At 43.1% G+C, this 12,300-nt stretch carries 11 protein-coding genes; 1 reads left to right on the forward strand and 10 read right to left on the reverse strand.

All coding sequences use genetic code 11. The annotated features are described in order from the left end of the window. Nucleotides 1-19: 19 nt before the first annotated feature. The 9 genes from MKY84_RS12680 to MKY84_RS12720 form a co-directional block, all read right to left on the reverse strand. Nucleotides 20-637, reverse strand: coding sequence for an NAD(P)H-binding protein (locus MKY84_RS12680; RefSeq protein WP_342526461.1), 618 nt, complete (start codon nt 635-637; stop codon nt 20-22). An 84-nt stretch (nt 638-721) separates the two neighbouring features. Further along, the gene (locus MKY84_RS12685; protein ID WP_342526462.1) at nt 722-2,359 is read right to left on the reverse strand and encodes an alpha-glucosidase; all 1,638 of its coding nucleotides are present in this window, start codon (nt 2,357-2,359) and stop codon (nt 722-724) included. 18 nt (nt 2,360-2,377) lie between these two features. Next, nucleotides 2,378-3,406, reverse strand: coding sequence for a LacI family DNA-binding transcriptional regulator (locus tag MKY84_RS12690; protein ID WP_204590111.1), 1,029 nt, complete (start codon nt 3,404-3,406; stop codon nt 2,378-2,380). A 16-nt stretch (nt 3,407-3,422) separates the two neighbouring features. Next, entirely contained in the window at nt 3,423-4,529 is a 1,107-nt protein-coding gene (ugpC, locus tag MKY84_RS12695) for a sn-glycerol-3-phosphate ABC transporter ATP-binding protein UgpC (RefSeq protein ID WP_342526466.1), read from the reverse strand. Further along, the gene (locus MKY84_RS12700; RefSeq protein WP_342526467.1) at nt 4,526-5,443 is read right to left on the reverse strand and encodes an ROK family protein; all 918 of its coding nucleotides are present in this window, start codon (nt 5,441-5,443) and stop codon (nt 4,526-4,528) included. The genes ugpC and MKY84_RS12700 overlap by 4 nt, the downstream gene beginning before the upstream one ends. Further along, nucleotides 5,440-7,116: an alpha-glucosidase gene (locus tag MKY84_RS12705; protein ID WP_342526469.1), complete on the reverse strand. Its 1,677-nt coding sequence runs from the start codon at nt 7,114-7,116 to the stop codon at nt 5,440-5,442. The genes MKY84_RS12700 and MKY84_RS12705 overlap by 4 nt, the downstream gene beginning before the upstream one ends. Nucleotides 7,117-7,237: 121 nt before the next feature. Then, nucleotides 7,238-8,578: an FAD-dependent oxidoreductase gene (locus MKY84_RS12710; RefSeq protein WP_342526471.1), complete on the reverse strand. Its 1,341-nt coding sequence runs from the start codon at nt 8,576-8,578 to the stop codon at nt 7,238-7,240. 234 nt (nt 8,579-8,812) lie between these two features. Continuing rightward, nucleotides 8,813-9,349 carry an isoprenylcysteine carboxylmethyltransferase family protein gene (locus MKY84_RS12715; protein ID WP_342526473.1) on the reverse strand — a complete coding sequence of 179 codons (537 nt, stop codon included), beginning with the start codon at nt 9,347-9,349 and terminating at the stop codon, nt 8,813-8,815. Beyond that, a complete protein-coding gene (locus tag MKY84_RS12720; RefSeq protein ID WP_342526475.1) occupies nt 9,340-10,419 on the reverse strand; it encodes a 3-oxoacyl-[acyl-carrier-protein] synthase III C-terminal domain-containing protein in 1,080 nt (359 codons plus the stop codon). Before MKY84_RS12720 ends, MKY84_RS12715 begins: the two co-directional genes overlap by 10 nt. A 119-nt stretch (nt 10,420-10,538) precedes the next feature. On the opposite strand from MKY84_RS12720, the gene MKY84_RS12725 reads away from it, so the two are divergent. Continuing rightward, nucleotides 10,539-11,075 carry a superoxide dismutase family protein gene (locus MKY84_RS12725; RefSeq protein WP_342526477.1) on the forward strand — a complete coding sequence of 179 codons (537 nt, stop codon included), beginning with the start codon at nt 10,539-10,541 and terminating at the stop codon, nt 11,073-11,075. A 173-nt stretch (nt 11,076-11,248) separates the two neighbouring features. Here the strand turns inward: MKY84_RS12725 and MKY84_RS12730 are convergent, their stop codons facing one another. After that, on the reverse strand, nt 11,249-12,292 hold the full coding sequence (locus MKY84_RS12730) for an acyl-CoA dehydrogenase family protein (RefSeq protein ID WP_342526478.1): 1,044 nt from the start codon (nt 12,290-12,292) through the stop codon (nt 11,249-11,251). Nucleotides 12,293-12,300: the final 8 nt, after the last annotated feature.

Consider the following 12,300-nt stretch of genomic DNA (forward strand, 5'->3'; position numbering starts at 1 on the left):
TTGTTCTAGTATGTTTAGTTTAATACGCGAGTCCCACTCGAGTACGTTTAAATTTATCTTCGGCGAGCGCTGTATAGGCGCAATGGGCAGTATCTGCTGTCGAGATCTGTTTGCCATCAATAGGCAGGTAATCTTCCTTGGTTCTGTACACTTCAGTCAGCGGACCATCTGGCAGATAGGTCGGGCAGATAATCGTCCAGTCTAGGTCACTGTCCTTGAATGCCTCAAAGACTTTGGCATGTTCCTCAGCAGCAAACGTCAATTTTCGATTGGATTCCCCAGATTGAAATCTGTAAGCGCCTGGTTCGGTTCGACTGTTTAAAATACCGGCCGTCCCAATTGTCACAATTCGCGAAACCTGTTGATTTTTCATCACCGGAACCACAGCTGCAACAAATTCAGAAAGCGTAGTTTTTTTATCTGTTCCAAGACCACTAAAAACGGCGTCTACTCCTTGTAAGACCTGCTCGATGTCTTGTGCTTTCCGAGCATCACCTACCCACACATGAATCCCTGGTTGTTCCATCCACTCTTGCTTTGAACGAACAAGTAAATGCAGTTCGTGACCTGCCGCAAGAGCCAATTCAGCCAACTGCTTACCTACACGACCTGTTGCTCCAAATAGTGCGAGTTTCATGACTATCGCCTCCTCTACTTAGTGTAATCAAGTGCATTTTAAAATACGAATGAAAACCCTCATCCACTGGACAAGGGTTCGCTATTAAACAAGTTTGTATATACGGGCTTCAAAAGGAGCAAGCTCAAGGCCTTCTGAATCTGAATTAGTTAAAATAATTTCTGCATCCTTCACTGTCGTATAAAGACTTTCAATCGATGCCGTTTCCTTTGTTAAATTCGAAACAATCAAGAAACGTGTGTTTTCAAAACTACGAGTATAAGCGTAAACTTGTGTATCTTCTGCCAGCATTAGCTCATAGTCTCCATAAACGAAGGCTTCATTTTCTTTGCGTAAACGAATCATTGTTTTATAAAAATGAAGAATGGACGCTTCGTCCGCCAACTGGCGATCCACATTGATTTCTGTGTAATTTGGGTTCATCCCAATCCAAGGTGACCCCGTCGAGAAGCCAGCATTCATCTCATCTGACCAGTGCATCGGCGTACGAGAATTGTCACGGCTTGTCTGCCACAAGTCTTGCATGATTGCTTCGTGCGTTTCTCCGTTAGCCGTACGCTCTTTATACATGTTTTTAGCTGAAACATCGTTGTATTCATCAATAGTATCGAACTGAACATTCGTCATACCAATTTCTTGTCCTTGGTAGATGAATGGTGTTCCTTTCATGAAGAAATACATCGTCGCCAAAGCTTTTGCACTTTGCGCCCAGTACTCTTGATCATTCCCCCATGTAGAAACAATGCGGGCTTTGTCATGATTTTCTAGGAATAAAGCATTCCAACCGTCATTAGCTAGGGCATGTTGCCAGCGCGTCAAAACGTTTTTCAACTCAAGAACGTCTAACGTATTCCCGTCCCATAAACCTAAGTGTTCAAATTGGAAGATCATATCGAACTTGCCGTCAGTCTCGTTGACCCATTCTGAGATTTGTTCACTGCTTACACCATTCGCTTCTCCGACCGTCATAATGTCGTAGTTCGCGAATGTCTTGTCTTTCAGCTCACCTAAGAATGGCATGATTCCTTCTACATTCATGTACTTCGACCAAGCTTGAATGTACTCTTTGCCTTCTTCTTCCGGCATATCCGAGAATGTCAGGTCTTTCTTGATATGGCTGATTGCATCTACGCGGAAACCGTCGATTCCTTTGTCCAACCACCAGTTGACCATGTTATACAAAGCTGTACGCACATCTTCATTTTCCCAATTAAGGTCTGGTTGTTTAGTAGAGAACAAGTGCAAGAAGTATTGACCACTTGCCTCGTCGTATTCCCAAGCAGAACCGCCGAAAATACTACCCCAGTTGTTTGGTTCTTTGCCGTCCTTGCCATCTTTCCAAATATACCAGTCGCGTTTGTCATTTTCTTTAGACTCACGAGATTCGATAAACCACTCGTGTTCATCTGAAGAGTGATTGATGACAAGGTCAATAATCAGCTTCATACCACGCTTGTGCACTTCGGCAAGCAATTCATCGAAATCTGCCATCGTACCAAACTCGTCCATAATATCTTGATAATCACTGATATCATAGCCATTGTCGTCATTTGGTGACTTGTACATCGGACAGATCCAGATAATATCGATTCCTAAGTCTTGAATATAATCCAAGCGAGAAATCAGACCTTGCAAGTCTCCAATCCCGTCTCCATTTGAATCTTGAAAGCTTCGTGGGTAGACTTGGTACGCCACCGCTTCTTTCCACCATGTTTTTTTCATATGCTGCCTCACTTACTTCTACCGTGTATTGAGAGATTGGCAGGAGTTGCGGACGATGAGCGTAGTGTCCACAAACTGATGGGTCGCTTCTCTCTCTGGTTGTTTGATGCGCTCGAGTAGTAACTCGGTCGCTTTTAGACCCAATTCAAAAATATTGATATCCACTGATGTCAAAGGTGGTTTTACATGCTCTGACAAGGCATGGTTATTAAAGCTAATAATCGAAACATCTTCTGGTACGCGAATCTCTAATTGTTCAAGGTAACGAATGATTTCGTACGCTACTGAGTCATCGTGCGCCACTAGAGCAGTAGGTGGTGACTGTTGTGTCATTAACTGTCTGATTGCTTCTTTTCCATCCTGCTCAAAAGCAAAGTCGTGGATAAAATATTGTTCTTGATACTTTAATGCATGCGATTCAAGTGCCGCACGGTATCCCTCTAGACGATCAGATGATACGACGAACTCTAAATCTCCTCCGATGAAGGCGATTTCGCGATGCCCTAATCCGAATAAATATTCCACCACATCTTGTGCAATCTTTTTGTTGTCATTGTCGACAAAATCTACTTGGTCTTCAAATGCATATGGACGCCCCACAATCGTGAACGGGAAATGCATCTCACGTAAGTAATTGAGTGTTTTATCATCTACTCGAGAGTACAACAAGATGATGCCATCTACTTTTCTCCCCTGTACCATCGCGACAACTTCTTGGAAAATCTCTTCTTCTGTGCCACCTGTAGATAAATACAGACCTAGCTTGCAGGCATGTGCCGTTGTAGAAATTCCTCGGATGACTTCCGGGAAGAACGGGTTTTGGAATGCGAGTGTCGCTGAGTTTGCCATCACGACACCAATAGTTTGCGTCGTGCGTGCTGCAAGATTTCGTGCTTGGAAGTTTGGATAGTAGTGCATACTTTCCATGACTTCCCGTACCTTTTTCTTCGTCTTTTCACTAATCCGTGGGTGATCGGCGATGACACGTGAAACAGTGGAAGGAGAGACATTGGCCTCTCGTGCAACATCTATAATCGTTACAGCCATGCGAACTCCTTCTTTCTTAGATAGTGTCAACCGCGCCGATTCGTAGTTCAGTCTCTTTATCAAAGAAGTGTGCCCGCTCCATGTGGAACACGAGATCCACAGTCTGGCCGCGTTCGATACCGTTTTGTGCATCTACACGTCCAATGAAGTCTTGCCCTTCTAAATTTGCATATAAAATCTGCTCGGCACCTGTAAGTTCTGCCACTTCAATGTAGGCAGGTACTCGGTGTGCGTGCGTTACATCATAAGCTCCGTTATCATCTGTAACATGCTCTGGACGAATACCAAGAACGACTTCTTGTCCTTCGTATGCTTTTAAACGTGCTTGTTGGTCATCCGTTAGTGAAATCAGTACTTCGCCAACTTTGAACTGACCGTTTACCACTGTACCTGTTAGGAAGTTCATAGAAGGTGAACCAATAAAGCCACCAACGAACATGTTGTCTGGATTGTCGTATACTTCTTTTGGTGTACCAACTTGTTGAACGACACCGTCTTTCATAATGACAATGCGCGTTGCCATCGTCATTGCTTCTGTTTGATCATGTGTCACATAAATCGTTGTTGTGTTTAAGCGGTTATGAAGTTTAATAATCTCTGAACGCATTTGAACACGTAATTTGGAGTCTAAGTTCGATAATGGCTCATCCATTAAGAAGACAGATGCATCACGGACGATTGCGCGGCCTAATGCTACACGTTGACGCTGTCCACCAGAAAGCGCTTTTGGCTTACGATCTAGGTACGGATCAAGACCTAAGATCTTTGCAGCTTCATCTACACGGCGCTTGATTTCATCTTTTGGCACTTTGCGAATTTTCAATCCGTACGCCATGTTGTCGAACACGCTCATATGTGGATAAAGTGCGTAGTTTTGGAACACCATCGCGATGTCGCGATCTTTAGAAGCCACATCGTTCATACGCTTGCCATCAATCATGAAGTCGCCTTCAGTGATATCTTCAAGACCCGCAATCATGCGTAATGTCGTGGATTTCCCACAACCAGATGGTCCTACAAATACGATGAACTCGCGATCTTCCACCTCTAAATTAAAATCAGTTACTGCTTGTACCTTATTGTCATAGCTCTTTGTAATATTTTTAAGTGTTAGAGTTGTCATGCCAAACTTCCTTTCTCGCGGTGCGCCGCAGCGTCGCGTACAAGCATAGCTGCTCCTAGCATGCCTGCTTCATTTCCAAATTGAGCTCGTTTTAAAGTCAATGGCTTCAGTAACAATGGTTCTAACTCTTCAAGTAGTTGGCTCCACCAAGCCTCTGCCGAATCAATGACGCCTCCGCCGACTACGACAACATCCATGTCGAGGATGGCTTGTAGAGAAGAAATCGTGAGCGCAAGGTCCTGCACATAACGCGCACGCACTTGTTGCGCTTGCTTATGGCCTTGTAAAGCTAGTGGAAATACTTCACGAGGTGTGACGAATGAACCGTCTTCATGTACGACTTGGTACTCTTGAATCAAACGATGGATGGCTGAACCGGATACGTACTGTTCTGCGCATCCGCGTCTACCGCACCCACAAGGGATGCCATGTGGATAAAGAAGCATGTGACCGATTTCACCGCCACCGCCATGTTTGCCGTCCATGATTTTGCCATCAAAGATCAAGCCTCCGCCAAGTCCCGTACCGACAGTAACGGCTACTACGTTGCGTGCCCCTTGACCTGCACCAAGAATAGCTTCTGCCAAGGCAGCTACATTTGCATCGTTATTAACGGCTACCGGAAGCCCTGTCGCTCCTTCCAGCCACTCTTTGACCGGCGTTCCTTCCCAGCCTTCTAACTGCATTTCAAAGACGATTTTCCCTGAACCTGGTTCTACCATGCCGCGCGTCCCGATCCCAATGGCTTGAATTCCAGGATGGTCGGAAATCGCATGCTTTACATGCTGCTCCAAGTAAGGATAAAGAGGAATTTGTGTAGGGACAGTCCAGTCAGCTAAAACCTCACCTGTTGTCGTGACGACACCAAAGCGAATTTTTGTTCCGCCGATATCTACTCCAAGAACTTGTGTCATTGGTCTTCTCCTTTTTCAAATGACAGAATGAACGCATCATAGGCTCTCAACTCAAATCCTTCTGCAGTCTCTGTCGGTTGTGTATTTGCAAGTATGACCCCATATCCCGAGTCGAGCATCGAGATGTCTTTACGTTTGATTGTCTGTGTCTTATCTGTAAAGTTCGCTACGATGTACCAAACGGTCGAGCCAAGAATTCGTTTATAAATGAACAACGCTTCGTCATCTGGTAACAACAGTTCAAAACTTCCTTCCGTAAACATCGGAAGTTGTTTGCGCAATCGGATCAATTGCTGATAGAAAGCAAAGATAGAATCTGGATCATTCACAGCCTGCTCAGCGTTGATTTCTGCCGTGTTAGGGTTTTGTGCAAGCCAAGGCGTTCCCGTTGTGAATCCGCCTTGTGGCGTCCACTGCATCGGTGTCCTAGCGTTATCACGCCCTTTTACGTAGATGCGTTTCAAGATACTTTTCGGCTCTTCACCTGCAGCCAATCGTTCGTTGTACATGTTAAGTGTTTCAATATCTTTATAATGCGAAATGTCAGGTAGTTGGATATTCGTCATTCCAATTTCTTCACCTTGATAAATATAGGGAGTTCCTTTCATCCCGTGCAATACAAGTGCCAGCATTTTCGCTGAATGCACACGATAGGTGCCATCATTACCGAACCGTGAAACAATTCTTGGCTGGTCATGGTTGTTCCAATAAAGTGAATTCCACCCTTGTTCTTTTAGAGCAAGTTGCCACTTCTCAAAATTGCGTTTTAAATCTGGTAAGTAAAGATCCGTGTAATTCCATTTGCCTCCAGGACCACTGTCTAAGTCCATATGTTCAAATGTGAACACCATGTTCAATTCTTGTCGATCTTCGCTTGTGTAAAGCAAGGCATCCTCGGGCGATGCACCTGGCATCTCACCCACTGTTAGAATATCGTACTTGTTTAATACCTTCTCATTCATTTCTTGGAGATAGGTGTGAATCTCGGGTCCGTTCATGAAATACGGGCTACCGTCTCCGTAGTGAGAGCCTTCGTGCACAATGCCATCTGGCAGATCTTCATGCTTTGAGATGAAGTTGATGACGTCCATCCGGAAACCACCGATTCCCTTGTCGAGCCAGTAAGTCATCATATCGTAGACTTCTTGGCGAAGGGGCTCATGACGCCAGTTCAAATCAGGTTGTTTACGGGAGAAGAGATGCAAGTAATGCCAATCGTCTTCTGTGGATTCCCAAGCAGAGCCTGAGAACACGGACCCCCAATTATTTGGTGGATTTCCTTGCTTCCATATGTAATAGTTTCTATAAGGAGAGTCTGGTGATGATTTAGACTCTGTGAACCAAGCATGCTCATCAGAAGTATGGTTAACGACAAGATCCATCACCAATCGAATACCTCGTGCTTTGGCTTGCTCAATCAGTTGCTCTAAATCTTCCATCGTACCAAACTCTTCATGTATGTTTTGGTAGTCTCGAATATCGTAGCCATTGTCATCGTTCGGTGAATCGTAAACAGGGCTGAGCCAAATGACGTCAATACCTAAGTTTTGTAAGTAATCGAGTTTAGTAAGGATACCAGGGATATCCCCAATGCCATCTCCATTGCTGTCCATAAAGCTGCGTGGGTATATTTGGTATACGACGCTAGTTTTCCACCAAGGCTGTTGTTTCACGGCATTCACTCCCCCATTTTCTTTCTCTCATTCTACTGCTTTCAAAATGATTATGCAAGCGCTTGCACAAAATTCTTCTTACATAAAAAAACACGAACCCTTAGTTGGATTCGTGTCTGTCTTATCGTTTTACTAATTTCCAATTTCGTTTGGCAATTTGTTGGACGGGATCCCACACACCATTGTATGGTGGTGCGTAGCTCAAATCGAGATCTAAAAGTTCCCCTAAACACATCTTTTGGGTCAATGCGACGGCCAGCACATCTATGCGCTTGTCTACACCGTCTCCACCTATAATTTGCGCGCCAAGCAAGCACTGGGTTTCTTTTTCCCAGATGAGCTTGGTATAAAGTGTTTCTTTCCCTGGGTAGTAACCAGCTATATCATGACCTGCACGTGTAATAGTTTCATAAGCGATACCTAATTGCTTCACTTCTTTTTCACTAAGCCCTGTTTTCCCTAAATCTAAATCGAAGAATTTTAAAATGGATGTCCCGAGTATTCCTTTGAATTGATTGTTGAACCCAATCATAGATAGACCAGCGACCCGCCCCTGCTTATTCGCAGTAGTGCCGAGTGGAACGTAATCCTGCTGCTCTTTTAGTAGGTGATAGTGGCTTGCACAATCTCCAGCCGCATAGATATCCGGAATCGTCGTTTCCATTCGCTCATTAACAACTAGCGCACCGTTTTTCAGTTTTTCAGCATTATTTATGAACTGTGTAGACGGGGTAACTCCAATCGCTACAATCACAAGGTCTGCTTCATATTCGCCTTTTGAAGTGTGAACTTTTTCAACAGATTCGTCACCACTGAACTTCACGACTTCCTCTTCTAGATGAACCCGCACATTTTTTCGCTCGGCTTCTCGTAAAATCAATTCAGCCATCTCTGGATCAAAGATGTTGGCAAGTTGGGCTCCCCGTTGAAAGATGCGAACTTCTTTATCCAGTTCCCGGAACGATTCAGCGAGCTCCAGCCCTATGTACCCTCCACCGATAATGGCCACCCGCTTCACATCTTTGCGAAGTGCCGTCAAAATTCGTTCTGTATCTGGAATTGTTTTGAGTGGGTAGATCCCTTTTAACGAAATTCCTTCCCACTCTGGCCAAACAGGAGCTGCCCCCGTAGCAATCAGCAATTTATCGTAGGAGACCTCAAAATCTTCAAGTGAATGTAAAATACGACCACGCACGATTTTGTTGCCACTGTCCACCTCTCGTACTTCATGACCTGTTCGTGCATCGATCCCGTATTTGGTCCGAAATTCTTCCACACTACGCGCGATGACGTCCGATGACTTTTCGATTTCTCCACTGATCACATAAGGTAGTCCACATTGGCCGTAGCTATAAATATGTCCTGCTTCAAGTACTGTGATTTGTGGATTTTCTTCGTTCCGAACAATTTCCATCGCAGCACTCATGCCGGCTGCGTCTCCCCCGATAATGACGTAGTTCATATGCACACGCTCCTTTTCTATCTGTATTCTAGCTCTACCCCTTCTGTTCCTTTCTAAATCGTGGAGAATTTAGGGAATTGCTCGTGGGGAGCTGATTACGTTTGGAGGCTTTATTTGATAAAGATTGTAATCTTGTAATTTGGTTAGATGATAAACCCCAGCCCTTGAATCACAAGCCAAGTTTACTTGGTTTGCGATACAAGAGCTGGGGGTTGCCTAATTTTTTCTTTAACATCAGAAAACTTCCTTATAATTTGTATCTTCAGACAGTGCTGCTTCTTCGATTGGAATTCGCACAGATAACATCCACAAATTTAATAAAGAAAACACAAGTACAGTTATAAACGCATTGAACATTAATGGAATAACTAACAGTTCAAGAGCTACAATTGTGTAATTAGGATGTCGCATAAATTGAAAAGGTCCTTTTTTCACGACGGAAGCTCCAGGAAGGATCATAATTTTCGTATTCCAAAATCGTCCTAATGAGGAAAGAATCCATATTCTTATTAATTGAGTTATTGCAAAGACTATAAGAAGTGGTATCAAAAATAAGGTTAACCCTCGATCAAGTAATGTGAATTCGAGCAAGAGGCTAATAAAAAAACCGACGTGCATAACAACCATAAATGGATAATGACGTTTGCCCACTTCATACCCACCTTGAGATTTTATCCACTCTTCATTTCGCTTCGCTATAAACAATTCAATTATCCGTTGAATAATGACAAATCCAAAAATGATAAAAAAAACGAGTTCATTTATGTCCATTTTAAAAGCACCAATTCGCCACTGAACCCTGGACCCAGAGCGGTTAATAATCCTATATCTCCGACACTTTTCTTCTGCTTCATAAATTCTTCTAACACATATAAAACCGTCGGGGAGGACATATTGCCGTTATGCTTTAATACTTCTCTCGATATATCCGTTTTAGTAGAATCGAATCCCAATGCTTTTTCATACGCAGCTAAAACTTTTTTTCCACCTGGGTGCGCAATAAAATGATCAATTTGTTCTGCTGACAATTGATACTCGGTTAAGAATTCAGTTACAAAAGGTTCTAACCATTTTTCAATAATGGAAGGGATACTTTTCGAGAAGACCACATGCAGACCATCATTTTTCATATTCCAACCCATTACGTCTTCTGAATTATCCATTGTTTTAGCAGCTGTGGCGACAAAATTTGGACGAGGTTCACTTGACGAGACTTCCACTTCATCTCCACAAACTAAGGCACATGCAACTCCGTCAGCAAATAAAGATGCCCCTATCAAATTGCTTTTCGTGTAGTCATTAGGCTGAAAGGTGAGGCTACAGAGCTCAACACACAAAACAAGTACTTTTGCCTTTGGATACGCAAGGCAAAATTCAAATGCACGACTCAAGCCGGATGCACCACCAGCACATCCTAAACCCCAAATCGGAATTCTTTTGACATACTCTGAAAATGGCAATTGATTTAGAATACGTGCATCAATACTAGGTGTTGAAAAACCAGAACTGGAAATGAAAAAAATTCCGTCAATCTCTGAAGGATGTATAGGCTTTTTTAGAAACTTGGAATTGTTCAAGCAAGCATCAACTGCTGACGCACCATAAGAAGTTGCTAACTCGATATATAGGCGATTCCTTTCTTCTAAATCGTGTGGCTGTTCGAACCACTCCATCGGTACACAAAACTGTCTCGATTCTATTTCACCATTTTCAAATACTTTTAACATCCGATCTAAGTCAGTGTAGTGATCGGTAAATAAATTCTTCAACAATAAAGCTGCGTCTTTTTGAGAGTATGAATAAGGCGGTTTATATGAGCTGATTGAATGGATTTGTGGCATACAGATCCTCCTTCTATGGTTCACTGATAGTGTCAGCTTCTCCATATGAAATAAAGTATATTCATCGAAAATAAAGCCATCATGCTAATAACACGTCATTAACATGGAGGTTTTTCATTATGAAGAAGTGGATGTTGATAGGGTTCATTTTGCTTATATCTGGGTGCAGTAAACAAGATATGTTGAATCCAGTAAGTGGTGAGATTCAGCATGAGCTTGCTACATCAATTGTGAATTCGGAAGGAAAAGAAATTGGAACAGCAGAAATGACAGAAACAAAAAAAGGTGTTAAAATCCGGTTAATTTTAAGTGGTTTAGAGTCAGGTGAAAAAGCAGTTCACTTTCATGAAATTGGGAAGTGTGATGCACCGAAGTTTACAACAGCTGGAGCCCATTTCAACCCTTTGGATAAAGAACACGGCTTTGATAATCCAAAAGGCTATCATGCTGGTGACCTGCCTAATTTAGTTATCTTGAAAAACGGCACGGTAGATGTTGAAGTAGTGACTTCCAATGTGACGCTTGAAAAAGGGCAGAAGAATTCATTACTCGATGAGGATGATAGTGCACTTGTCATTCATGCAGGACCCGACGATTATGTAACAGACCCTTCAGGGAATTCTGGAGATCGCATAGCTTGTGGGATTATAAAATGAGAAAACCAAAAGAAACTTTATTTTCGTCCATTCACTTAAGTTAGTAAAAGTAGAATGGAACAGTCAGAGAGAAAAGCCTTCCTAATACCTTACAAAAAAGGCAAGGAACTTTGTAAAGAGTTCTTTGCCTTTGACTATATCTATTGAATTACTAATAGCTGCCTTCTTCAGAATCAGTTTGAGTGAAGGAGTTTTTCTAAATGTTTTACCGTAGGAGTCAGGTTTAACAAGAAATAGGACTCACGCAATCTCCGTGACGGACCACTAGACATTAAATAACCTGCTCCTCCCTGATGCAACATCGTACCGTGAGTAGCTTTGGCTGCCAAATAAGCGACTTCAAGCCTTAGCTTGAGTAATTCTTTCCAATACCCAACACTAGGACCGGCTTTTGCTATGTCGTAGACGCTGTTTTTTAGAGTAACCAATTGTTCCTCAAGTTCTTCAGACTGGATCGGCAAATAACTATTACACCCCATCTGTTTATTGCAGACTTGGAGAATCGAGTCAATGGATCCTCTCGTGACCCCAAACCCTAAGGGAGTTTGATAAAGAACAAATGCAGGTCGGATTATAGGGATGAATACGTCAGCATCTTCTGCCACAATCCAATTGTCCGGAATCCAAACCTCTTCAAACGAACATGCAAAAGTAGCACTACCGTTGACTCCCAAATACTCCGCTTTTTCCTTTAGAGACAAGCCCTCTGTTCGGCAGGGAACAATAGCCATGATGCGTCTTGCGTCATCCACTTCGGCCACTATTCCAAACCAGTGGTCGTCCCCTAAGTTCGAGACTGAAGGTAACTTCCCTGAAATGATATAACCGCCGTCCACCTTCTTCGCCCGCAAATGTAGCTTTTCAAGTCCTGCATAATATTTCATAGGGTTTGAGAGCCCCGTGGCACCTAATATTGAGCCGTTTTCAAATTGTGGCAGTAGGTGTTCCTTCAGATGAAGATTGGTACTTTGACGGATGTAGGTCATCGCAGCCAAATGGCACCAAAAATTAAATGCCGTGGTCATACATACCTTCGCAATCTCCTCTACCAACATCACCTCACGTGAATAGGAAATACCTTCAGAAGAATCGAGAAACCCATTTTGACCTAAACTCTTTAAAAAGTCAGATGCATAAAACGCCTCTGTATCGATTCTCTTCACATATGGCTTTAATTTTTCAGCAATCAGCTCTTGCAAACGGTCTGTGTGTGCCACAGGAACTC

This window comes from Chryseomicrobium sp. FSL W7-1435 (assembly GCF_038595005.1).
Classification (GTDB): Bacteria; Bacillota; Bacilli; order Bacillales_A; family Planococcaceae; genus Chryseomicrobium.

What these genes read in the sequence shown, in the direction of transcription:
- MKY84_RS12680 (WP_342526461.1), bottom strand. Translation starts at nt 637, where the DNA reads ATGAAACTCGCACTATTTGGAGCAACAGGTCGTGTAGGTAAGCAGTTG.
- MKY84_RS12685 (WP_342526462.1), bottom strand. Translation starts at nt 2,359, where the DNA reads ATGAAAAAAACATGGTGGAAAGAAGCGGTGGCGTACCAAGTCTACCCA.
- MKY84_RS12690 (WP_204590111.1), bottom strand. Translation starts at nt 3,406, where the DNA reads ATGGCTGTAACGATTATAGATGTTGCACGAGAGGCCAATGTCTCTCCT.
- ugpC (WP_342526466.1), bottom strand. Translation starts at nt 4,529, where the DNA reads ATGACAACTCTAACACTTAAAAATATTACAAAGAGCTATGACAATAAG.
- MKY84_RS12700 (WP_342526467.1), bottom strand. Translation starts at nt 5,443, where the DNA reads ATGACACAAGTTCTTGGAGTAGATATCGGCGGAACAAAAATTCGCTTT.
- MKY84_RS12710 (WP_342526471.1), bottom strand. Translation starts at nt 8,578, where the DNA reads ATGAACTACGTCATTATCGGGGGAGACGCAGCCGGCATGAGTGCTGCG.
- MKY84_RS12715 (WP_342526473.1), bottom strand. Translation starts at nt 9,349, where the DNA reads ATGGACATAAATGAACTCGTTTTTTTTATCATTTTTGGATTTGTCATT.
- MKY84_RS12720 (WP_342526475.1), bottom strand. Translation starts at nt 10,419, where the DNA reads ATGCCACAAATCCATTCAATCAGCTCATATAAACCGCCTTATTCATAC.
- MKY84_RS12725 (WP_342526477.1), top strand. Translation starts at nt 10,539, where the DNA reads ATGAAGAAGTGGATGTTGATAGGGTTCATTTTGCTTATATCTGGGTGC.